Origin of the sequence: Sorangium sp. So ce381, from assembly GCF_051473845.1 — a bacterium.
GTDB classification, from domain to species: Bacteria; Myxococcota_A; Polyangia; order Polyangiales; family Polyangiaceae; genus Sorangium; species Sorangium atrum.
Genome location: NZ_CP150336.1, coordinates 6,770,124 through 6,792,263, shown reverse-complemented (window position 1 = coordinate 6,792,263; position 22,140 = coordinate 6,770,124). Strand labels below are relative to the sequence as shown.

The following is a 22,140-nucleotide window of genomic DNA, read 5'->3' as shown; positions in this document are numbered from 1 at the left end:
CGGGCGTCAGGTCAGCGAGACCTGCCGATCTGGATCCGATGCAGCGCGTCAACCAGCGCGTCGATGTCCTCGCAGGTGTTGTAGGGGGCGAGCGACGCGCGCACGGTGCTCTCCAGGCCGAAGCGGCGCAGGATGGGCTGGGCGCAGTGGTGGCCCGAGCGCACCGCGATGCCCTCCCGGTCGAGCGCCCCGCCCACGTCCTCGGTGCGCTGCCCATCGAGGACGAAGGAGAGCACGCCCGCCTTGTCGGCCGCTGTGCCGATGAGCCGCAGCCCGGGGACGGTCGCGAGGGCGTGCGTGGCGTAGTGGAGCAGCTCGTGCTCGTAGCGGCCGATGTTCTCGATCCCGATCCGCGTCACGTAGTCGAGCGCGGCGCCGAGGCCGACCGCGTCCGCGATGTTGCCGGTGCCGGCCTCGAAGCGCGCGGGCGGCGGATGGTAGATCGTCCGCTCGAAGGTGACGTCCGCGATCATGTTGCCGCCGCCCTGCCAGGGAGGCATCGCGTCGAGCACCTCGCTCTTGCCGAAGACGGCGCCGATGCCCGTGGGACCGAACACCTTGTGGCCCGAGAACACGTAGAAGTCGCAGTCGAGGAGCTGCACGTCCGCGCGCATGTGGGACACCGCTTGCGCGCCGTCCACGACCACGCGCGCGCCGTGCCGGTGCGCCATCGCCACCATCTCGCGGGCGGGCGTGATGGTGCCGAGCGCGTTCGACACCTGCGTGATCGAGACGATGCGCGTCCGCGGGCCGAGCAGCTTCTCGTACTCCTCGAGGATCACCTGGCCCCTGTCGTCCACGGGAGCGACACGGAGCCTGGCGCCCTTCTCGGAGCAGAGCTGCTGCCACGGCACGATGTTGGCGTGGTGCTCGAGCCACGTGATGACGATCTCGTCGCCCGGGCCCACGTTCCTCCGGCCCCAGCTCTGGGCGATCAGGTTGATCCCCTCGGTGGTGCCGCGCACGAACACGATCTCGCGCGTGGACGGGGCGTTGATGAAGCGGCGCGTCGCCTCGCGCGCCGCCTCGTACGCGTCCGTCGCGCGGGCCGCGAGCGCGTGCGCCGCGCGGTGGATGTTCGAGTTCTCGTGCTCGTAGAAATACGAGAGACGATCGATGACGGCTCGGGGCTTCTGGGTCGTCGCCGCGTTGTCGAGCCAGACGAGGCGCTTGTTGTGGACCCGCTCCTCGAGGATGGGGAAGTCCCGGCGGATCGCGTGAGGGTCCAGGATGCCGGCGGAGCGGCTGAGGTCGCGGACCAGCGCCGGATCCACCGCGCGGATCTCGTGGGCTTCGACCTGGGGAGGGCCGACGGGCGACTCGATGCCCAGCGCGGGCACGCCGGGCACGAAGTAGGCGTCGGCGTCGCGGTCCGCGAGATCGCCCAGCACCGGGATGCGGAGCACATCATCGACCGCTCCGAGGCTCAGCGGATCGGAGCCCACGAGCGGGACGCGGACGAACCCGGCGCGCACCGCCAAGTCCGGCAGCGACGCCTCGCCGGGGAAGGCGGGCGTCGCGCCGGAATGAGCGGGGACCGAGCCGGGAGCCGGCGGCGCCGCGCCGGAAGAGGCGGGGACCGAGCCGGGAGCGGGCGGCGCCGCGCCGGAAGAGGCGGGGGCCGACCCTGGGTATACCGGGGCCGCCGCCGCGGAGGGCCCCGGGACAGGTGACGGCGCCGCGCCAGCCGCCGCCAGGTGCGGGACGGGTGACTGCGACGGCGCGGCGCCAGGCAGCGGCGCCGCCTGCGCCGCCGCCCCCTGCTTCAACGGCGCGCCGAGCATCTCGTTCGCGAGCTGCGCGATCACCCCGGCCAGGGAGGCGGGGTCGAAGCCGGGCAGGTCGGGCGCGGATGCGGGCGCGACGCCGCCCGGCGCCGTGAGAGGCACGTTCAAGGGCGCGATCCCAGAGCTCCCTACGGCGCGAGTCACCTGCAGCAGAGCACCCTGGAGATCCGCTGTCTGGATCTCACTTGTACTCATAGTAGCTGTCCACCTGGACGCCCTCGAGCACGCCGAGCGCATCTTCGGTCAGAACCGCCGCCGAGCAGTAGAGGGACGCGAGGTACGAGGCAGCCCCGAGCTGGTTGATGCCCATGAAGCGGATCGACAGGCTCGGGCTCACCTCGCCGGGGACCCCCGGCTGGAACAGGCCCACGACACCGCGCTTCTTCTCGCCGGTGCGAACCAGGAGGATATCGGTCTTGTTGCCCGCGAGGTGCAGCTTGTCGGTGGGGATGAGCGGGAGGCCGCGCCACGTGAGGAACTGCGAGCCGAACAGGGTCACCGTGGGCGGCGGAACGCCGCGCTTCGTGCATTCGCGACCGAACGCCGCGATGGCGCGCGGGTGCGCCAGGAAAAAGGCGGGCTCCTTCCACACGCGCGCGATCAGCTCGTCGAGATCGTCCGGCGTGGGGCCAGCGCCGCGCGGCTTGATCCGCATGCTCTCATGCACGCTGTTCAGCAGGCCGTAGTTGCCGTTGTTGATCAGCTCGTCCTCTTGCTTCTCCTTGAGCTTCTCGACGAGGACGGTGAGCTGCTCTTTCACCTGATCCATCGGGCTGCGGAACAGGTCGGAGATCCGGGTGTGCACCTGGATCGTCGTGGTCACCGTGTTGAGCACGAACTCACGCGGCTGCTCTTCATAGTGGATGCGCGCCGTGGGCAGCTCGGCAGCGTCCTCCGGGCTGCAATCGACCGCGAAATCGGTATCGGTGACCCGGTTGAGGCGGTACACGCCTGCTTCGACAGGCGTCCAGGGGAGCAGCTGCACGAGCCAACGCGGGGTGGCACCGGCCCACTGGGGCGGAGTCTTGCTCGTGTTGGCGTGTTGCCTTGCGGCGCGCTCGCCAAGCAAATGGCTTTCGTGGTTCGTCATGGCAGGGCTCTTCCTCGATCTCTGGCGTGTGGGGGGATTATCGCCGCCAAAGCTGGACCATTACTACAATTTCTACTCGGATTGGCGCAATGGCGCTCATGATGCCCAGGACGCTTTCCTCCTGTAAAGCAGATGTGTTTTCCACCATGCTGGACTCCTTTAAAACGGATGGTTTTCCATGATCGTGGAGTAAAGCCGCGCGCCGTGGTGAATGGTGACGCGGGCGGACCTCAGCTGAGCTCAGGGCTCAAGGGGGTTGCGGCGGCGTTGCCGCATCGTGGCGGCGGCGTTGCGGTGTTGAGGACAGAAGCCAGGCGATGGAGTGACAGCCTCGAGCCACCGGCGCGCCACGACCCCGGAGACTGTATCGGCGGGACACAAAGTGCTTGGCGGATTCTGTCCGTTATGTTAGATGAACATCCGCTGGTAATCAAGCGCGGCGTTCGCTGCCCGCTCGACGTCCTCCGACCTCGAGGACGCGGAGGCATGCCGTCGCACCCAGAGGGCCCATGTCGAACGTCACACGCGGCTGGTTCGAAGACAACGCAGAATCCATCGGCCGCACGCCGCTCGTGCGCCTCCGTCGCGTCGTCGAGGGCGCGGGCGCGCTCGTGCTCGCGAAGATCGAGGGACGCAACCCGGCGTATTCCGTGAAGTGCCGCCTCGGCGCGGCGCTCGTGTGGGACGCCGAGAAGCGGGGGCTCCTCGGTCCGGGGAAGGAGATCGTCGAGCCGACGAGCGGCAACACGGGCATCGCGCTGGCCTTCGTCGCGGCGGCGCGCGGCTATCCGCTCACGCTGACCATGCCCGAGACGATGAGCATCGAGCGCCGCAAGCTCCTCGTGGGTTATGGCGCGAAGCTGGTGCTCACCGAGGGGCCCCGGGGGATGAGCGGCGCCATCGCGAAGGCGGAGGAGATCGTCGCGTCGAACCCGAGCCGGTACGTGCTCCTGCAGCAGTTCAAGAACCCGGCGAACGCCGCGATCCACGAGCGGACGACGGGCCCGGAGATCTGGGACGACACGGCCGGGAAGGTCGACATCCTCGTGTCCGGCGTGGGGACCGGCGGCACGATCACGGGCGTCTCGCGCTTCATCAAGCACCAGAAGGGCAAGGCGATCACGTCCGTCGCGGTCGAGCCCACGCACAGCCCGGTGCTCACGCAGACGCGCGCCGGGGAGCCGCTCAGGCCGGGGCCGCACAAGATCCAGGGGATCGGCGCGGGCTTCGTGCCCGACGTGCTCGATCTGTCGATCGTCGATCAGATCGAGCAGGTGACCAACGAGGAGGCGATCGCCTACGCGCGGCGGCTGACGCGCGAGGAGGGGATCCTCTCGGGGATCTCGTCCGGCGCGGCGGTGGCGGTCGCGGCGCGGATCGCGAAGCGCAAGGAGAACGAGGGCAAGACGATCGTGGTCATCCTCCCCGACTCGGGCGAGCGCTACCTGAGCACGGCCCTCTTCGAGGGGCTCTTCGACGAGAAGGGGCTCGCGACATGAGCGAGGCCGATCACGGGGTTTTCCGCGCGCCCGCCGCGCCCGCCGCGCCCGCCGTGTCCGGCGCGTCCTGGGCGCTCGGCTCGGTGGTCGCGGAGCTGCGCGCCGCCGGCCGGGGGATCGACGGCGCGCGCCAGAAGCTCGGGCGGCAGGCGCTGCCGTCGCGCGAGGTGCTCGTCGGCATCGCGCGCGATCTGCGCGCGGTGTTCTTCCCGGCGCACTTCGGGCCCGCCGATCTCACCGAGGAGGGGACCGACTACTTCGTCGGGCACACGCTCGACGCGGCGCTGCTCGCGCTCCACGAGCAGGTCCGGAGGGGCCTTGGCTTCCCGAGGGAGCTCGACGCCCGCGAGGCCGCCCGCCGCGAGGGCCGCGCGGCCGAGATCGTGCGCGACTTCGCCGCGGGCCTCCCCGCGGTGCAGGAGCTGCTCGAGACCGACGTGCGCGCGGCGTTCGAGGGGGATCCGGCGGCGACGAGCATCGACGAGGCGGTGTTCTGCTATCCGGGCATCACCGCGATCATGCACCACCGGATCGCGCACCTGCTCTACACGCTCGGCGTGCCGCTCATCCCGCGGATCCTCGCGGAGATCGCGCACGCCGACACCGGCATCGACATCCACCCCGGCGCCGAGATCGGGGCGAGCTTCTTCATCGATCACGGGACGGGCGTCGTCATCGGGGAGACGTGCCGTATCGGCGAGCGCGTGCGCCTGTACCAGGGCGTCACCCTCGGCGCGAAGAGCTTCCCGCGCGACGCGAGCGGGAACCCCATCAAGGGGATCGACCGCCACCCCATCGTCGAGGACCACGTGGTGGTGTACGCCGGCGCGACGATCCTCGGGCGCATCACCATCGGCCGCGGATCGAGCATCGGCGGCAACGTGTGGCTCACGCGCAGCGTCCCGGCGAACAGCCGTATCAGCCAGGCCCAGGTGCGCAGCGACGTCTTCGAGGACGGCGGCGGCATCTGAGAGGTCCGAGCGCGTCGTCCCGGCGCGCTCGGGGCGGGCGAGATCCGGCTCGTCCCCGGCGCCCGCGCGGTGTATGAGCGCCGGGCGTCCGCCGAGGCCGCCCCGCGATGATCCCCCGCCGCCGCCTGCACCGCGCCGTCTTCGCGCTGGCTGCCCTCTACAACGCTTGCTGGGGGCTCTACGCCGCCGTGGACCCGCAATGGCTCTTCCGCTTCGCGGGCATGGAACCCCTCAATCACCCGCCGATCTTCGCCTGTCTGGGGATGGTCGTCGGGGTGTACGCCCTCCTCTACGCGGAGGTCGCTCGCGCGCCCGAGCGCGGCTTCCTCCTTGCGGGCGTCGGTCTGCTCGGCAAGGTGCTCGGGCCGATCGGCCTCGCGGCGCTGCTCGCCACCGGGCAGTGGCCGCCTCGGTCCGCCGTGCTCTGCTTGACGAACGATCTCGTCTGGTGGATCCCCTTCGGCCTGTACCTCCACGACGCGTGGCCGTTCTTCGTGCGGCAGTGGAGGGATGCGCCGGGGCCCCGTGGCTCTTCGGAGGGCTGACCTGCGGAGCGAGCCGGGCGAGATCCCGGATCCATCTCGCGGAGCCCGGGGTAGAATCGTGGTGAGCTGGTCGTGGCGCCCGTCGGCGAGCGAGCGTCCGCGGAAGCGGGCGCGCCCAGGCGCAGCCAGCGCGCAAGGAACGAAGGATGGCAGAGAGAGACAGGCAATCGACCCCCGCGGCGCCAGAGCCGTGGGGAAACGGGCGCGGTTACGGTCCGATCTCGCCGCGGCACCCGCTCGGCGGCGAGATGACGGACGTCGTGCGCGGCATCTTCACGCGCCTCCGGCTCCCGTGGCTCCTCCAGCGCTACTCCAAGATACCGGTGCTCGCGGTCTTCAGCTGCGTGAACGGGTTCGTGAGCATCGGCCTGATGGCAGCCCTCGCCGTGGTGACGAAGTCGCCCTTCGTCTTTCCGTCGCTCGGGCCAACGGCCTTCTTGTTCTTTTACACTCCAACGGCGGCGTCGGCCGCGCCGCGCACCACCATCCTCGGGCACAGCATCGGCATCGCGGTCGCGTACATGAGCCTCCTCATCACCGGGCTCACGCACGCAGGTCCGGCGACCGCGACCGGCGTGACCCTCGCGCGCGCCATCGCCGCGGCGCTCTCGCTGGGGCTCACGGCCGGCCTCATGGTGCTCGCCCGCGCGCCGCACCCTCCCGCGGGCGCGACGACCCTCATCGTCTCGCTGGGCATCCTGTCCCGGCCTCCGATGCTCCTCGTGCTCCTCGGCGGGGTCGTCCTGCTCACGCTCCAGGCCATCGTCATCAATCGCCTCGCCGGCGTCGACTACCCGCTGTGGGCCCCGCGGCAGGCGCGCCCGGAGCAGGATCCGCCGCCTCCTCCTTGATCCAAGGACCTCCCGTCGCCGGGCGGCCGAGGACGGGTGACCCGCATCGTCGCTCCATGCCATCAGGGCGCCTCGTCGCGCGTCGCGCCGCGCCTGTCCACGATGTCACGGTCGCGGCGTGACATGTCACGATCGCGGCGTGACATGTCACGATCGCGGCGTGACATGTCACGGTCGCGGCGTGACATGTCATGGTCGCCCATCGGAGATGGGGTTGGGCTCCGCGCTCCACTGCGTCGGACGAATGGGCCCGATTCGGCAGGATCCGCCGCCCGCTCGGGCCACGGAGATCCACATCGAGCCGCCGCAGGGGCGGGGCCGTGGTTTTCCGGGCGCTGGCGTACCGGTTGCTGAGGCGGCTCCGCGAGAGGCCCTGAGGCCAGGCCCGGCGGCGATCGTCGCCTTGGTCGTCGCTTCGCGGTGCCGCTCGTCCTGTGTGGAGTCCAGCGACGGAGGTTTTATGAAACAATCATGTGTGATGGTCGGGACGCTGCTGCTCGCAAGCCTGGGAACCGCGGGCTGCGTGGTGGAGAGCGTCGAGAACGAGGGAGGAGAAGACGCCGTCGGCGAGGCAGAGCAGGCGCTGACGTCGAGCCCGGCGCTCCGGGACTTCGGTCAGGTTCAGGCGCAGACGACGGCCTGGCGTACGGTCACCGTGGACAGCCAAGGGGTGACGCTGACGGGTTGCCAGTGCAGCGTCTCGAGCCAGCACTTCGGCGTCTCGAGCTGCCCGGCCTCCTTCAAAGGCCAGCGGAACGTCAGCGTGTCCTTCACCGCGCCAGGGTCGCCGGGGACGTATACCGCGACGTTCGGCATCACGTGCGGCGGGTCGTCCTCACCGTCGGCCACCAGCGATCTGAGCGCCGTCGTCCCCATCGGCGCCAACCACAACGGCACGCTCCTCCGGGCCGGCGGCGCGAAGCCGAGGGCCGGGCGCAAGGCGACGCGGCAGGCGCGGACCACGGGCACCGCGCGCTCGACGCGGCGCCCGCGGTGACCCACGGCGCGCGGCGCCGCGGGCCGGAGCCAGCGACGCGCCGCGCTTCGATCCGCGGCGACCGCGCGGCGTTGTGGCTCGTCAGGCCACGATCGAGCCGGCATGACCCGCCTCCGCCAGGTTCTCCCGGCAGGCCGCGATCGTCGGGTGGCCCGGGCCGAGCGTCGCCATGTAGATGGAGAGCGCCCGCTCCAGCAGCCGGCGCGCCGACGCCCGCTTGCCCTGCCGGAGGCGCAGCACACCGAGGTTGTTGAGCGCCATCGCCAGGTCGGGGTGGGTCGGGCCGAGGAGCCCCTCCATCGCCCCGATCGCCTTGCGGAACAGGCGCGCTGCGGCGTCGAGCTCGCCCTCGGCGTAGAGCAGGGCGGCGAGGTTGCTCGTGGTGAAGGCGACCTCGTGGTGCGCGGGGCCGTACGCGCGCTCGAAGATGGCGAGCGCGCGCCGGTAGAGCGCCGCCGCCTCTTCGCGCTTGCCCTGCGCGTCGAGGATGGCCGCGAGCGCGGCCGCGTCCTCGGCGACGAGCGGGTGCTCGGGCCCGAGCGCCGCCTCCCGCAGCGCCACCGAGCGGCGCGCGAACGGCTCTCCGCGGGCCGCCCGGCCGCGAGCGTGCTCGATCCCGCCGAGGTTGTGGAGCAGGGGCGCGAGATCGGGGTGATCCGGTCCGTGGACCCGCTCGAGGACGCGGATCGCCCGGCGGTAGAGCCGCGCCCCCTCGGCGAAGCGCGCGCGGTACTTGCAGCTCATCGCCAGCTCGTTGAGGCAGGCGGCGACCTCGACGTGGCGGGGGCCGAAGGCGGCCTCGGCCAGCCGGAGCGCGCGGCGGGCGCGCGCCGCCGCGTCTGCGTAGCGGCCCTGGAGCCGCGCGGTCGCGGCCAGGGCGAGCCATGCGTGGACGCGGAGCCGCTTGACCTCGCCGCCCCGCCGCGCCCGCGCGAGCACGAGGACGGCGCGGCGCGCGTGCGCCTCGGCGGCGGGAGGGTCGCCGGACGCCGCCGCGATCCGCCAGAGCACGAGCAGCGCGCCCGCTGCCTCCGGGTCGGCGGGCCCGAGCTCCCGCTCGACGAGCGCGAGCGCCTCGCCCGCATCCGAGCGGGCCTCGCCGAGCATGCCCATGGAGAGATGACGGAGGGCGCGCTCGCGGAGGGCGCGGGCGCTCGCAGCGGCCTGTCCCCGGGCCGGCCGCGCCGCGCGAGGGGCGGACGCGGGGGAGGCGCTCACGAGCCCTCGGCGGACCCCTGGGCGTCGTGAAGGTAGAACCCGGGGCTCTCCGGCACGCCGCCAGCGACGAACGCCGGGACGACGGGCGCCCGCGCGTTCACGACGTGGAGCAACGTGGCGCTGTCGGCGCCGCCGGTCAGGAGGACGATCATGGGGGCTGGCATCGGGCAGCGAGGATCGGCGATCCGGAGCGCGCACGCCAGGGGGCGGCGAGCGCGTGAGCGACGAGCGAATCGAGCACACCGGCAAAGAGCAGAGCGCCTGGGCGCCCAGCGCGCCCGCCGCCCCGGCGTCACTCCGCGAGCGCGGCGTCCCCCAGCGTGTTGACGTATCCCGACTCGATGATCCTCTTGAGGAGCATCAGGAACACGCCCGCGTCGCGCCGGCACTGCGCCGGTAAGCTCGCCACGCCGCCGCGCACGACGCCGACGAATCGCTCGACGACGCGGCCATCCCCGGCGCTGTCGTCGGCGGCGAGGTCGCGCAGCGTCGCCGCGACGACGTGCTCGTCATCGACGCCGACGAACCGCATCATCGCCTCGACGAGCCTCCTGTTCGGATGGTTGAAGAGGTTGAGATCGAACCGGCCCCGGGAGCCCGAGCGTCGATCGACGTCCTGATCTCCCACGTCGTCGAAGATGCGCGAAGCCGCGTCGGCGAATCGCTCGCACACGCGCCTGACCGCCGGGGCGGCCAGCACCTGTCCGATCGTGGGGAGCTCGGGGCTCGCGCTCCGGTAGAGGCTGTAGACGACGGCGACCGTCCCGGCCGTCTGGATGCTCCCGATCGCATGCGCGACGAAATCGTCGGCGTGGTCGTCCCAGAACGCGCCCTCTTCGCGCTCGATGTATCGCTGGCTGAGCTGCCGCATGGCGGAGCCATGGCTCAGAAAGCCGGCGACGGGCGACTCGACGAGCGCGCCTGCGTCGTCCGGAGAGCTCAGGCGACGCAGCAGGCGCGCCACCTCCTCCAGGGGTCGAGCGCGCGCAGCGACGAGGGCAGGATCGGGGCGCGGCGCCCTGGCCGCCTCGAGCTCGCTCCGGAGGACGGCGGACGCCAGCTGCCTCGTGTCGTTCGATGCAGCGATGTGCAGGCGCGGCGCGTGAACCTCGATGAACCGGTGCGTTGCGACGACCATCGCCAGGTCCCCGTCATCCATCAGGCTATCGAACAGGAACAGGAGTCCAAATACGATGGAGACCGCGGCCAGGCGCTCGACATCCTCGATTTCGATCGCGATCGCGGCGCAGAACGCGGTCGCCTTGGGGCCGATCTGGCGCACGATGCGCTCGACGTGCTCCGGATCCAGGTCGGGTAAGGCATCCTGGACGATCGGGCGGAACCTCTCGAGAAAACACGAGTAAACGGCCCGCATCCTCTCGGAGAGCGCGCGACGACCGACGGCGGTCGGGTAGGAATCGCCGAAGACATGGCTCTGCCACGTCTTTTCGATCAGATAGTCTAGCTTTCCCATGGCGGTTGCGACACGAGGAGCGCGCCGAGGACCCACGCGCGGTCCACCCGGGCCGGGCAATACAGCTCCTTGCCGATCCAGCGGAGATCTTCCTGGCCGGCGCCGATGTCATGGTTCGACATCAGCCAGTCGCACCCCCGTCGCCAGGCGCTCCGCGCCACGGATTCGAGCTCGCGGTTCCTTCGTGCGGCGCGGAGCGCGAGCACGGCGTAGGCCGTCTCTGCCGCGGTGGGCGCGCCGCCGGCTCCCCAGCCGCCATCGCCGCGCTGGGCGCGCAGCAGCGCCTCCATGCCGCGCTTCACCGCGGGCACGTGCCCCTCGTGCGAGAGGGCCAAGATGACCTGGCTGGTCGTGTAGAGCCAGGAGCTGTGCCATTTGTCGCCAACCCACCGCCCGTCCGGCTGCTGGCGCTCGAGGAGGTACCGCGCTGGCGTCGACGCCTCCTCCCCGCAGGACGCGAGGGCGTGGATCGCGTGTGCATTCGTCGTGAGCGAGGGCTGCAGCTCGTTCGCGTACGTGATGAACATCCCGCCTCGCTCGAAGCGCCGCAGCGTCTCGACGGCGCGAGGCGCCACGAGCTCTCCCAGCGTGGCGATGACCGTCGACGTGATGTCGCCATCCTGAGTGAACGCGTCGCTCATGCCGATGCCCTCGGGGCGAAGCGCGGCGCCGAGGTCGAGCAGCTGCGGCCGCGCCACGTCGCCCAGCCGGGGATGGTCGAGCAGATCGAGGACCCGCAGCGCGTACAGGACCCAGGCCTGCTCGAACCGGTGGATGGGCCACACCGTGGGGACGATGCCGGGAATTCCGACCTCGGTAGCGCCGCTCGCTCGAAGCAGGTACTCGCGCGCCGCCGCCCGTGCGCCATCGAGGCCGACCTTGTCCCGAGATGCGTGAAGCCAGGCCGCTGTGGCCGCGGGGCTGTGCCCGACGCCGCCGCTCACGTCGATGAGGTCAGACGAGGGGCCGCCCCCCCAGCCCTCCCACGAGTGCGACGCCGCGCTGCCGGCCGCCGGCCGGGCCTTGCCGATCAAGGCCCGGCGCCGCTCGCCGAGCGCGATGAGCGCCCTGTACGGGTCCCAATCGACGCCGAGGCCGAGCGAGGAGGCCCGGTCGAGGAGCCTGGGCATGAGCAGCTCCAGCCCGACAGGGATGTCGTCCGGCAAGGACGTGCCCCAATGCGCTGCCTGGTCGCGCAGGAACTCCAGGCCCCCCTCGCAGGCGCTGCGTACCTGCGGCATGAGCTCGCGGTAGGGATGGAGGGCCACGATCGACGCCAGCGTCGGGAGATCGCGCGCGCGCGGCACCGACGAGAGCCCCCAGCCCGCGTCCGGCCGCTGCTGATCGAGAAGCCATCGGATGATGCTCGCCCTGGCTTCGGGAAAGATATCGAACATCAGCACGGTGGCGGTGTCGTACACCGAGGGACTGACGGAACCTCCGCCTCGCCCGAGCTCCGCCACCAGCTCGCGAAGGCCGGCCAGAGCGCGATCGGAAGGACTTGAATGCGGCGAGGTGTTCATGCGCTGCTCCACCCGGTGAGGGCCGGCTGCCGCCGGCGACCGTGTTGATGGTGAACAGAGTCGTCCCGTCGGAGATCGTGGTCGACGGCTCGATGCGCTGGGGCGCTCGAGCTCTGCCCGTTCAGCACGGGCGAAAGGCGACCCGTGTCGCGGCCGCCGGATGCCCGGTCGGGAAGTACACGTGCTTCGGCGAAGCGCCCTCCAAGTGTGGAACGAGCCCGGCGCGGCGCAACGCCCGGACGAGGATGAACTGAAGCTGGAGCGCCTCGATGCAAGCGACGTTGTATCCAAGACAGAAGTGCGGCCCCCCGCCGAACGCGGCCAGCTCCAGCGGACCCGGTGGGCTCGAGCGATCTCTCCAGCGGCTCAGATCGAAGCGGTCGGGGTCCGGGAACAGCGATGGATCATAACCGAATTGCGCGGGGCTGAGGGCCAGCGGCGTATTTCGAGGGATGCGTCTGCCGTTCAGCGTGATCGTCTCGGTGACCGTCCGGAAGATGAACCAGACCGGCGTGTACATCCGCAGGACCTCCCGGAAGATGGCGTTGGCGACAGGGAACCGGTCCGCCTCTCTCGCGGCCATGGGCACGGACGCGTCCGGCGCGGCCGTGTGCTCGTCGCAGAGCGCGCTCCACACCTCGCTCTGGCGCGACAGGACGATGACGATCCAGGCCAGGATGGAGGCGCTGGTCTCGTGCCCGGCGAGCAATATCGCGCGAAGGTTGTCGACGATGTCTTGGTCCGACAGGGGCTCGCCCTCGTCGTCGCGAGCCTTCGAGAGCATTTCGACGAGAGAGCCCGCGGCGCCGCCCCCGCGAGCGACCGCGAGGAGCCTCCGCAGGCGGTCGTCTATCCAGGCGCGCGCGCGATCCGAGCGGTACGCGGGCATGCCTGGCAGACGACCCGGGATCGGGTAAACACCCAAGAACAGCTCGCGATAGCCCCGGCTCCAGGCGCGCACATCCTCTGTCGGGACCCCGCAGATTCGAAAAATGATCTCGAGGGTCAGATCCCGCATGGCGGGATGGACCGCGAAGCTCTCCTGCTGGAGCCAGCCATCGATGTGCGCAGCGAACGTGGAGGCGATGGTGGCGGAGGCCTCTTTGGCGAACCCCTGCGGTGAGAACGAGGGGTTGATGGCCGAGCGCATGCGCCGGTGCAGCGGCCCGTCCTGCCCAGCCATCGAGCGGCCCACGATCCCCTTGAGGTGCTCCGGATGGTCCATGACCACCTCGGGCGCGCGCAGGAGGTCGAGCGCGTCGGCTCCCACATAGAAGAGCCGGCGTTGCGCGAACCCGAGGTTGACCCAGAAGAGCGGCCCCAGCGCGCTCCTGCTGCGGCGCAGAAGGCCGACTGCATCCCGGTAAAGGACGGGCAGGTGACCGAGCACCGGCAGCTCTCCGGCCGCGGTGGGGATGCTGTCTTGGTCGGTTCGACCCGGGGAGAGCATGACGAACCTCGTTTTCGCTTCTCGCTCCGACCGCACCTGCGGAGCCTGTCTCATCGTCGTCACGAGCTCGAGCGGGCGCCGCCGGAGGTGCTGGGGGTGCTTCCCGGATCGACGATGCCGAACGCCAGCGCCGCGCGAGCAGCGCAAGCAGAAGGGCAGGCGCCGCGGGTCAGCGGCCCGAAGAGCCGTTCGTCGCCGGCGTCGTCGCGGGCTGGCGCATCTGGTTGATGCAGAACATGATTCCAGCCCGCAGGTTCGACCGCGTGACCATGCTGTTCAGATCGAGGCCCAGCTCGACGATCGTCTGCGCGACCGACGGCCTGATGCCGCAGATGATCCCGCCCGCGCCGAGGAGCCGGATGGCGTTCACGAGCTTGATCATGTGGTTCGCGACCTGCGTGTCCACCATCTCGACGCCCGTGAGATCCAGGATGGCATACCGCGCGCTGGTGCGGACGATCTCGTCGAGCAGGTTCTGCATGACGTCGGCGGTCCTCGCGCTGTCGACGACGCCGACCATGGGCAGCGCGACCACCCCGTCCCAGACCTGGATGATGGGCGTCGAGAGCTTGCCGATGACCTCCTGCTGCTTCTGGATCTGCAACAGCCGTAGTCGGAGCTCCTCTTCCGCTCTCTTCGCCTCCGAGACATCGAGCGAGAGCCCGATCACGGACTCGACGTTTCCGAGCGGGCTCTGGATCGGCACCATCCAGTTCTCCCAGAACGAATTGTTGGCCGGGATGTGGCTCATCGAATGGGAGGGAGACCCGCGGAGCGCCCTCCTCACGTTCTCCGTGCCTTCGGGAGCGCTGGCAAAGACGTCGAAGAGGTTCGTCCCGACGAGCTGCCCCCGCTTGAGGCCGAGCCCCGCCAGGCCCCTCCCGTCGTGGCGGGTGATGACCCCCGCCGCGTCGCATGACCAGACGATGACGGGGAGGTTGTCGGAGAGGGCGCGGAGCATGTCCGCGTCCTCTCCCTTCCCGGGCCCGGCGGCGGGGAGATCGACGGCGCCGGACGTCGGGTGCAGCGAGCCGTAGACCGCCTGGCCGTGCGGCGCTCTGCGCAGCACGCAGGAGAAGGACGCATACACGTTCCCGGCCGTCATCACCCGCCCGCGTAGCTCGACGGCCCCGGGCGTCTCCAGAAGCACAGACCACTTCGCCCGGGCCGCCTCGCGATCGTCGTCGTGGAAGAGCTGGAAGAACGCCGTCCCCGGCGTGGCCGCGTGCCCGACCGTGTGGCCGAATGACTCGCTCCAGTGCGACAGCGTGCCGTCGATGTCCGCTACGAACAGCGCCTCGGGGGAGTAGAGATAGGCCGCCTCCCACGGGTCGCGTGAACTCATATAATGCTGTGTCATGACGAATGTTGCCCTCCCCCAAGCCCGATTCAGGCCTCCTACCCGTGCGCACCTCGTTCGTAGGGGCCGTGGATCGCGCGTGTCATTGACCAAGAATCGGCATCGGCAGACTCACCCCCTCTCAGGACCCGCGAGAGCGATGACGAGCGCTCGGAGATGTGCAAATACGCTTCGATACCAGCGAGGGTTCCAGCTTGCATTGCGAGATTACAAGCCGCACATCTCCGGCTGAGGCCGGGTAGATCCGGAACTCGTGCTAAGGCCATTCCCGATATGTGATCGGGGTCGGCGTCCAGGATGCTGTTCAATCCGTTCGGCCCGGAAGCGCCGCGATGCAGGGGGTCAGACGAGATGGGAAGACCGAGCTCCTCACGTCCGCCGCCGCGCCGTGAGGGCGCCGGCGACATCGGAGGAGCTCCGCGTATTCCCCAGGGGTTCGCGATCATCGCTCCCTCGGCGATGCCGCCCGGTGACCGTCGCGTGACGGTGCCTCATGGCGGTGCCTCATGGCGGTGCCTCATGGCGGTGCCTCATGGCGGTGCCTCATGGCGGTGCCTCATGGCGGTGCCTCATCGCGGTGATCGAGCGGACACCGCCCGGAGATCCACGCGGTCACCTATGCTGTCGTCCCACCAGGGGAAAGGACTTGACTTCCACGAACCGCTTGGATCTCCTGTCCGGTAGAGCGGCTGCGCCGCTGTGACCTTGACATGGAAACCGAGACCGCCGCGAGCCCCTCGCCCGAGCACATCGACCTCTCCGCGCCTTCGGTCATAGCCGATCCTTACCCCGCGTACCACGCGCTCCGAGGGCGATCTCCGGTGCTCTATGCGCGCGTGCCCGCGGGCGGCGCCGCGGGCCTCGGCGAGCCAATCCGTGCCTACGCGCTCCTGCGCCACGCGGAGGTGCTCGCCGCGCTGCGGGATCCGCAGACGTTCTCGTCGAACGTCACGGACAAGATCCGTGTCCTGCCGCGGATCACGCTGCTGCACGACGATCCGCCCCGGCACACCCACCTCCGCAGGCTCGTCAGCCGATCGTTCACGCCGCGGCGCATCGCAGAGCTCGAGCCGTGGATTGGCCGCCTCGCCGCCTCGCTGCTCGAAGCGACGGGCGACGGGCCGTCAGACCTCATGGACGCCTACGCGATGCCCCTGCCGATGATGGTGATCGCCACCCTGCTCGGCATCCCGGCGGAGCGCTATGCGCAATTTCGGAGCTGGTCCGAGTCCGTGATGTCCTACAGCGGTATACCGGCGGAGGAGCGCGCGAGCCGCGGTAAGGCGATGGTCGACTTCTTCGCGGCGGAGCTCGAGGCGCGACGGCGCGCGCCGTCAGGCGATCTCATCTCGGCGCTCGTGGAGGCCGAGATCGACGGCGCGCGCCTCGACACGCCCGAGGCGGTCGGCTTCTGCGTCGGCCTGCTCGTCGCCGGCAACGACACCACGACGAACCTCATCGGCAACATGGCGCACCTCCTGTCCGAGCGGCCCGAGCTCTACCGGCGCGCGCAGCAGGACCGGAGCCTCGTGGAGCCCATCATCGAGGAGACGCTGCGCCATTCGAGCCCGGTGCAGCGCCTCTTGCGCGTCGCCACGCGGCCGGTGGACGTGAGCGGCGTGATGGTACCGGCCGGGCACCTGGTCGACGTCGTGTTCGGCGCGGCGAACCGGGATCCGGCCGTCTTCGAGGAGCCGGACGCGTTCCGGCTCGACCGGCCTCCGGCGGAGCACCTGGCGTTCGGGCAGGGGACCCATTTCTGCATCGGCGCGGCGCTGGCGCGGATGGAGGCGCGGATCGCCCTGAACGCGCTCCTCGACTGCTATGAGTCCATCACGCCCGGCGAGGCGCCTCCGCTGCGGCAGACGCGGGCGATGATGCCGCTCGGGTTCGAGTCGCTCCCCCTCGTGCTGCGCCGGAGGCGCTGAGCGGCGGTCACCCGCTTCGGATACGGGCCCACCTCGACGTTTTCGGTGCTCAGCGCACCGGAGTGCGCTTGCGCGCCGAAAACGCCGATCTGGGCCCGTCTCCTGTGCGGGTGACCGCCGCTCTGCTCGGCATGGGGCAGAGGCGGGGGCGGGCGGAGACCGCTGTAGAGCGTGAGCCCTTTCTCGATCTCCGCCGGCGTGATTTGCCATCGCCAGGTTGGGCCGCGCGCGGTCGAGGGCCACGTAGAAGAAGAGCGATTGCTTGCTCTGCAGTGGCGTTATCAGGTGAACTTGCTTGGAGAGCGAGTCAGGAGTCTTTGATCTCGTGACGAGGCGCGCCGGCTCGTCACGGGCGCGGGAGGAATGTCACCTTGCCGGTCTCCAGGGCGTACTCGGCGCCCACGATCAGCATGCCTTCCTCGGCGCACAGGCGCTCGAGCAGCCGGCTGCCGTGCCGGAGGTGATCGCACGAGTTGCGCACGTTGGCGCGCACCGCCTCGCGCAGGAGAAAGTCTCTTTCGGCGTGGCGGCCCGCGGCGCTCACCACCGTCTCGACCGGAGCCCGGCAGCGCTCGACGATATCGCGGATGTTGTCGGTGAGGGGGCCGCGGCGGTCCTCGTGGAGCAGCTCGCTCAGCGTGGCGTCGATGGCGCCGCAACGCGAGTGGCCCATCACCACGGCAAGGCGGGTCCCGAAGGCGGCGGCGGCGAACTCCACGCTGCCGACGAGCGAGGGCGCCACCACGTTGCCCGCGACCCGGATGACGAACAGGTCGCCGAGCCCCTGGTCGAAGATGAGCTCCGACGGCGCCCGCGAGTCCGAGCAGCTGAGGACGATGGCGAAGGGCTGCTGCCCGTCCACAAGGGCGGCCCGCGCCCGCGGGCCCATCTCGATGTGCTCGCTGCGGATGTTGTCGACGAAGCGCCGGTTGCCCTCGATCAGGCGCTCCAGCGCTTGGTCGGCGGGCACGACGGGAAAGGCGGGCGGTGCGTTGCTGAGTCCCATGCTGATCGGCCACCGTGGGGGACCGGGCCGCGGGCGTCAATGGGTGAATATTCCGCCTCAGATGTTCACGGGCTCACGAAGCTCACGGCTCAGCTCGCTCCGCCGCCCCGCCGCCGCCGCACAGCGAACGTCGCGAGCACCGCGGCGGCCCCGAGCGCGCCCAGCGGCCCGCGCGGCGCGCCCCCCGGGATCGCGCACCCGCACCCTTCAGCCTCCGGCTCCTTCGCCAGATCGACCACCACGCTGACCTGGTCGGTCGCCTCCAGGATCCCGTCGCTGACCGTCACCTCGAACGCCAGGGTCGTCGCCTCGGTCACCTCAGGCGCCACGAAGATCGCCCGCGCGCCCTCGCCGCTCAGCTCGACCGCGGGCCCCGCCGTCTGCACCCAGGAGAACGTCAGCTCGTCCTCCTCGGGGTCCGAGCTCCCCGAGGCGTCGAGCGTCACGAGCTCGCCGATCGCGACCACCTGGTCCGCCCCCGCGTCGGCCTCGGGCCCTCCCTGGCAGGAGGCCGTGTCCTCGACCACCGTCGCGAACGGCTTGTTCTTCAGGCCCGCGAACCCGATGTCGTCGAGCTCCCAGCCGGTGTCGCCCGCGGCCGCGTCCGTGCCGACGCGGAACCGCACCTGCACCGTCTTCCCGGCGAACGCGGTCCCCAGGTCGATCGCGACGTTGTCGACGTCGGGCCACGAGGGGCTCTGGCCGACGAACGCCCTCCGCCTGCCCAGCGGATTGCCGGACTCGGCGGTGACCCTCCCGTTGTAGCCGGGCTGCGCGCGCCTCCCGATGTCCTGCCATGTCTCGCCGCCGTCGGCGCTGAGCTCGACCACCGCGCCGTCCCAGAACGTCTCGTCGCTCGTCTCGAACTGGTGCCGGTGCGCGAACGTCAGCACGAAGCGCTCGGTCTCGCTGACCTCCAGGGCCGGCGACACCAGCGCCGTGTCGGACACGCTCCCGAGGTTGACGCCGCGCCACACGCGGTTCGGCGCGGTCCCCTCGGCGCGCGACCAGACGGCCTCGCTGGAGAGCCCCTCGACGCTCCAGGTCGTGCTCTGCGCCTCGACGTCGTCGACCGCCGAGGACCCCGGCACCTCGTCGTAGTTCACTCGGCGCACCAGGGCCTCCACCCGCGCCGGCGTGCACGCCGCGGCGCTCTTCAGCGTCAGGCTGAGCTCGAGGTCCTCGGCGGGCGCCACGGTCCGGTCGAGCTTCACCGCCACCTTCGCGGTCCCGGTCGCGAACGGCGCGATGTCGCCGAACGACGCGCGCGCGCCGTCCGGGAACGTCACCCCGGCGGAAGGCACCTCGATGGACGCCACCGCCCCGGTCAGGGGCGCCGCGCCGCGATTGACGATCTCGATCGCGATCGTGCCCGACTCCTCCGCGTCGAGCAGCCCATCGCGGTCGCAGGAGCCGGCGCTGTCGTCGAGCTCCGCCCGGACCAGCGAGATCTCGGGCTGGACGCTGAAGCTCTCCACGACGCCGGAGAAATCGTGGGAGTCGGCGCGCGGGGACACGGCGCACGTGCCGGCGCCGCGCCGGGCGAACGCCCCTGCCAGCGCGAGGAAGTCGCCCTGATCGCTGGCGAGCGCGGCGGCGAGGAGCGCGTCGCGCTGCTCGGTGTACGTCGGGCTCACCGGCGCGAGCTGCATGCCGGCCACCACGTAATCGCTCATCCGCCGCCGGGTCTGCTCGAACGCGCGCGGCGGGGTCAGGCCGCTGCCATGCCGGATCAGCCCGACGTAGGCCTCGAACAGCATGCTCGCCCAGACCTCTCCCGCGTTGTGCTCCTCGGAGTTGTCGGAGGTCGAGGAGTTGAGCGGGTGGTCGGGGAGGTGGGCGCCCTCGGAGATGTGCTTGAACGTCAGCCCGTTCTTGGTGAAGTCGACGGAGTAGGGGGCGCGGCGGATGCCGAAGTAGCTGTCGCCGAGCGCCGCGCTCCCGTAGCTCGAGAGCGGGAAGGCGCCGTCGAGGTCGTCGCCGTCGCGCAGCGCCATGTGCAGGGCGATGAAGTCGCCCCACCCCTCGCTCTGCGCGCCGCACATCTTGGTGCCGCACGCGACCTGACGCAGGTGGATGTAATGGCCCCACTCGTGCGCCACGATGGTGTTGTCGATCGTGCCGTCGCGCTCGACGCTGGGCTCGCGGGTCATGGTGACCGTGATCGGCGCGTCCGAGGCGGCGAGCGCCGCCTTCAGCGCGCTGCCGTCCGCCTGCGAGATGCTCTGGGCGGGGGTCGTCACCTCGGGGGCCTCGCCGAACAGCCGCGGGGCGCCGTCGCTCTCGCGGTTGTTGGCGATGAGCACGCCGACGGCGCCCGCCGCCTGCGCGCTCTGCGCCTTCTCGGCGAAGGTGCACCCGCCCCGGTCGATGAGGGCGATCTTGCCGGCCACGTCGCTCGTGATCGGCCCGCACGCGTCGCCGCGGGGCTCGGCGCCGTCCAGGGCGAGGGCCAGCTCGCCGCTCACCTCGTAGCGCTGGGGCCCGAACAGGGCGGTGTTCGACGCGTAGCTGGCGTTCTGCGGCGTGGCGCTCAGCGAGCGCTGGTCCGGCCCGGACCACAGGTACATCTGCATCCGGGGCGACGCGCCGTCGTACGTCGCGTCCATGTTCGCGTTGTCGCGGCTGCCGCCGATCGCGTCGTCCTGCGCCTCCGCGAGGAGCGGATCGCCGTCGAGGCCGCCCCGACCGAGGTTGTCGCGCTGGGCGTTGCCCGCGGCCTCGGTGAAGCCGGAGTCGTAGTACCAGTCATGGAGCCAGTTCGTGACGTAGAAGATCTGGGTGACGGCCGCCATGGTCTGCTCGGGCGTGGCGAGCGGCTCGGCGAGCGGGTCATAGATGTGGTCGAACGAGCCCGGCCCCGAGAGCTCCGCGCGCGTATCGCCGCTGGAGAACCCGTCGGGCGCGTTGTGGTCCGCGTAGGCGTCGACGTTGTTGCCGCGGGTCGAGGTCGCGTCGGCCGGCAGCCAAGGATCGGCCCCGCCGTCGAGGTTCGTGTTGAAGCCGTCGATGGAGATGAGGCTCGGCGCGATGAACCGAGCGACCTGGCCGTCGGGCCGCCCGGTCGGGTGCGGCGAGAGATCCGCGAGGGGGCCGTCGAGCGGCCTGTGATCGCCCCCTTCCTCTGCCCAGACCCGGTAATCGAACGCGGCGTGGGAGAGGTTCTCCCGGTAGAGCATCTGCCCGTCGCCGGCCCCGAACACCCAGGCGTACGCCTCGGAGCTCGTGCCGCCGGCGTCGCCCGAGACGAGCTCGACGAAGTAGCCGGCGACGAGCCGATCGGGCAGCGGAAAGAGCACCTTCCTGACCCGCGCCGGCTGCGTGAAGCGCAGGCCCCCGGCGCGCTGGCGCGCATGATCGGTGTCCGCGATGTCGAAGAGCCGATACCCGCCCTTCGCCCCGCCGAGCTCGCGGAGGTCGGCCGTCTTGAGGTCGATGCGGTGCGCGTCGCGCAGGGCGCGGACGACCGCCTGCGCCGGCGAGCCGGAGAACGCCCGGCCGCGCAGCGAGCCGGCCATCGGCGAGGCGGCGCCGGGCGGCAGCGGGACGGCCGACGCGTGGAGGTTGCCCGCGAGGGCGACGAGCTCGAGGTCGCGCTTCATGAGCACCTTGAGCCCGCTCCGGAAGACCGGGATCCCGTCGACGTCCTGGCCGAGCGTCACGACGATGCCGCCGCGCCCGGTGTCGTGGACGTGGCGCACCACGGCCGCATCGAGCGCGGCCTGCGGAAGACCGTAGAGGCGCGCGTACCGCTGCGCGTACCATCGGGCCGCGGCCTCGGGCGTCCCGTGGGTCGCGGCCGGCGGGCGGTGGCCGGGGGACGTCGCCCACGCGAAGGTGGGCACCCCGCGCTGCGGATCGGTCGACGCGACGACGGCGCCCGGCGCGCGCTCGTCGACGTCGACGACGCGCCCCGCGCGGGCGGGCAGCGCGGGTGGGGCCTTGAAGTATGCGTCGTAGTTCGGGCGCTCCCGCGCGTGGGCGGCGGGGCCTGCGAGCAGAGCGAGCGATAGCGCGGTGTACCGAACTGAGACCTTCATGTTCCTCGATTCTCCGACTCCGAGGGGACGACGCATGACCGGCCGCGCGCGGGCAGGTCGCGCGCTGCCTCCCCGGGCGCCTCGCGCCCACCCGTCGAATCCGCGGCGCGACGCAACCTAGCCGCAGCGCGCGCGCAGGGAAAGCGCGACGGCCATCGCTCTGTCCGGCGTCGTAAGGCGCCTCTCATGCGATCTCGTCAGGACGCTCTGCAGAGCGCGAGTCACGCGGAGCCGAGGCGGGAATGGAATAGAGAAGCAATCCTTGTTGGCAGATTGCACGAATCCATGAATTGCCGTGTCATGCGTCCTCGCGAGGCGAGCCGAGCGTATGCCGCGGTCGCCGCGGGGTGGGGCAGGAGGGTGGTTGTCGCGCCCGCGATCTCCTCCGGGCCCTGGTCGGG

Annotated in this window: 16 protein-coding genes; 6 read left to right on the top strand and 10 right to left on the bottom strand. The window is 71.0% G+C overall.

Annotated elements, in window-relative coordinates:
- Positions 1-11: 11 nt before the first annotated feature.
- Both WMF29_RS25195 and WMF29_RS25190 read right to left on the bottom strand, forming a co-directional pair.
- Positions 12-1,982: a family 2A encapsulin nanocompartment cargo protein cysteine desulfurase gene (locus WMF29_RS25195; RefSeq protein ID WP_437322693.1), complete on the bottom strand. Its 1,971-nt coding sequence runs from the start codon at positions 1,980-1,982 to the stop codon at positions 12-14.
- The gene (locus WMF29_RS25190) at positions 1,969-2,877 is read right to left on the bottom strand and encodes a family 2A encapsulin nanocompartment shell protein (protein ID WP_437322692.1); all 909 of its coding nucleotides are present in this window, start codon (positions 2,875-2,877) and stop codon (positions 1,969-1,971) included. Before WMF29_RS25190 ends, WMF29_RS25195 begins: the two co-directional genes overlap by 14 nt.
- Before the next feature lie 509 nt (positions 2,878-3,386).
- On the opposite strand from WMF29_RS25190, the gene cysK reads away from it, so the two are divergent.
- The 5 genes from cysK (at position 3,387) to WMF29_RS25165 (ending at position 7,740) form a co-directional block, all read left to right on the top strand.
- Positions 3,387-4,376 carry a cysteine synthase A gene (gene cysK / locus WMF29_RS25185; protein WP_437322691.1) on the top strand — a complete coding sequence of 330 codons (990 nt, stop codon included), beginning with the start codon at positions 3,387-3,389 and terminating at the stop codon, positions 4,374-4,376.
- Entirely contained in the window at positions 4,373-5,347 is a 975-nt protein-coding gene (gene epsC / locus WMF29_RS25180; RefSeq protein WP_437322690.1) for a serine O-acetyltransferase EpsC, read from the top strand. Before cysK ends, epsC begins: the two co-directional genes overlap by 4 nt.
- 107 nt (positions 5,348-5,454) lie before the next feature.
- Positions 5,455-5,892 carry a hypothetical protein gene (locus tag WMF29_RS25175; RefSeq protein WP_437322689.1) on the top strand — a complete coding sequence of 146 codons (438 nt, stop codon included), beginning with the start codon at positions 5,455-5,457 and terminating at the stop codon, positions 5,890-5,892.
- Between the two features lie 146 nt (positions 5,893-6,038).
- Positions 6,039-6,743: an HPP family protein gene (locus WMF29_RS25170; protein WP_437322688.1), complete on the top strand. Its 705-nt coding sequence runs from the start codon at positions 6,039-6,041 to the stop codon at positions 6,741-6,743.
- 460 nt (positions 6,744-7,203) lie between these two features.
- Positions 7,204-7,740, top strand: coding sequence for a hypothetical protein (locus WMF29_RS25165; RefSeq protein WP_437322687.1), 537 nt, complete (start codon positions 7,204-7,206; stop codon positions 7,738-7,740).
- Positions 7,741-7,821: 81 nt separating this feature from the next.
- Here WMF29_RS25165 and WMF29_RS25160 read toward each other — a convergent pair whose 3' ends face one another.
- From WMF29_RS25160 to WMF29_RS25135, 6 genes are all read right to left on the bottom strand, one after another.
- The gene (locus tag WMF29_RS25160) at positions 7,822-8,853 is read right to left on the bottom strand and encodes a tetratricopeptide repeat protein (RefSeq protein ID WP_437322686.1); all 1,032 of its coding nucleotides are present in this window, start codon (positions 8,851-8,853) and stop codon (positions 7,822-7,824) included.
- A gap of 101 nt (positions 8,854-8,954) precedes the next feature.
- Positions 8,955-9,110, bottom strand: coding sequence for a hypothetical protein (locus WMF29_RS25155; RefSeq protein ID WP_437322685.1), 156 nt, complete (start codon positions 9,108-9,110; stop codon positions 8,955-8,957).
- Between the two features lie 140 nt (positions 9,111-9,250).
- A complete protein-coding gene (locus tag WMF29_RS25150; RefSeq protein WP_437322684.1) occupies positions 9,251-10,432 on the bottom strand; it encodes a hypothetical protein in 1,182 nt (393 codons plus the stop codon).
- Positions 10,420-11,853 carry a hypothetical protein gene (locus tag WMF29_RS25145; RefSeq protein WP_437322683.1) on the bottom strand — a complete coding sequence of 478 codons (1,434 nt, stop codon included), beginning with the start codon at positions 11,851-11,853 and terminating at the stop codon, positions 10,420-10,422. The genes WMF29_RS25150 and WMF29_RS25145 overlap by 13 nt, the downstream gene beginning before the upstream one ends.
- A 223-nt stretch (positions 11,854-12,076) precedes the next feature.
- Positions 12,077-13,405, bottom strand: coding sequence for a cytochrome P450 (locus WMF29_RS25140; RefSeq protein ID WP_437322682.1), 1,329 nt, complete (start codon positions 13,403-13,405; stop codon positions 12,077-12,079).
- 169 nt (positions 13,406-13,574) lie between these two features.
- A complete protein-coding gene (locus WMF29_RS25135) occupies positions 13,575-14,750 on the bottom strand; it encodes a PAS domain S-box protein (RefSeq protein WP_437322681.1) in 1,176 nt (391 codons plus the stop codon).
- A gap of 725 nt (positions 14,751-15,475) precedes the next feature.
- Here WMF29_RS25135 and WMF29_RS25130 point away from each other — a divergent pair.
- Positions 15,476-16,693, top strand: a complete 1,218-nt coding sequence (locus tag WMF29_RS25130) for a cytochrome P450 (RefSeq protein WP_437322680.1) — start codon at positions 15,476-15,478, stop codon at positions 16,691-16,693.
- A 346-nt stretch (positions 16,694-17,039) separates the two neighbouring features.
- On the opposite strand, the gene WMF29_RS25125 is transcribed toward WMF29_RS25130, so the two are convergent.
- Together WMF29_RS25125 and WMF29_RS25120 are read right to left on the bottom strand one after the other, a co-directional pair.
- A complete protein-coding gene (locus WMF29_RS25125) occupies positions 17,040-17,699 on the bottom strand; it encodes a carbonic anhydrase (protein WP_437322679.1) in 660 nt (219 codons plus the stop codon).
- Between the two features lie 89 nt (positions 17,700-17,788).
- Complete coding sequence (locus WMF29_RS25120; protein WP_437322678.1) at positions 17,789-21,739, bottom strand: M36 family metallopeptidase; 3,951 nt, start codon at positions 21,737-21,739, stop codon at positions 17,789-17,791.
- Between the last annotated feature and the right edge of the window lie 401 nt (positions 21,740-22,140).

Bases quoted from the DNA above. Each gene is read 5' to 3' on its own strand.
- epsC (WP_437322690.1), top strand. From the start codon at position 4,373: ATGAGCGAGGCCGATCACGGGGTTTTCCGCGCGCCCGCCGCGCCCGCC.
- WMF29_RS25120 (WP_437322678.1), bottom strand. From the start codon at position 21,739: ATGAAGGTCTCAGTTCGGTACACCGCGCTATCGCTCGCTCTGCTCGCA.
- WMF29_RS25135 (WP_437322681.1), bottom strand. From the start codon at position 14,750: ATGAGTTCACGCGACCCGTGGGAGGCGGCCTATCTCTACTCCCCCGAG.
- WMF29_RS25170 (WP_437322688.1), top strand. From the start codon at position 6,039: ATGGCAGAGAGAGACAGGCAATCGACCCCCGCGGCGCCAGAGCCGTGG.
- WMF29_RS25190 (WP_437322692.1), bottom strand. From the start codon at position 2,877: ATGACGAACCACGAAAGCCATTTGCTTGGCGAGCGCGCCGCAAGGCAA.
- WMF29_RS25130 (WP_437322680.1), top strand. From the start codon at position 15,476: ATGGAAACCGAGACCGCCGCGAGCCCCTCGCCCGAGCACATCGACCTC.
- WMF29_RS25160 (WP_437322686.1), bottom strand. From the start codon at position 8,853: ATGGGCATGCTCGGCGAGGCCCGCTCGGATGCGGGCGAGGCGCTCGCG.
- WMF29_RS25175 (WP_437322689.1), top strand. From the start codon at position 5,455: ATGATCCCCCGCCGCCGCCTGCACCGCGCCGTCTTCGCGCTGGCTGCC.
- WMF29_RS25150 (WP_437322684.1), bottom strand. From the start codon at position 10,432: ATGGGAAAGCTAGACTATCTGATCGAAAAGACGTGGCAGAGCCATGTC.
- WMF29_RS25140 (WP_437322682.1), bottom strand. From the start codon at position 13,405: ATGCTCTCCCCGGGTCGAACCGACCAAGACAGCATCCCCACCGCGGCC.
- WMF29_RS25165 (WP_437322687.1), top strand. From the start codon at position 7,204: ATGAAACAATCATGTGTGATGGTCGGGACGCTGCTGCTCGCAAGCCTG.
- WMF29_RS25125 (WP_437322679.1), bottom strand. From the start codon at position 17,699: ATGGGACTCAGCAACGCACCGCCCGCCTTTCCCGTCGTGCCCGCCGAC.
- WMF29_RS25195 (WP_437322693.1), bottom strand. From the start codon at position 1,982: ATGAGTACAAGTGAGATCCAGACAGCGGATCTCCAGGGTGCTCTGCTG.
- cysK (WP_437322691.1), top strand. From the start codon at position 3,387: ATGTCGAACGTCACACGCGGCTGGTTCGAAGACAACGCAGAATCCATC.
- WMF29_RS25155 (WP_437322685.1), bottom strand. From the start codon at position 9,110: ATGATCGTCCTCCTGACCGGCGGCGCCGACAGCGCCACGTTGCTCCAC.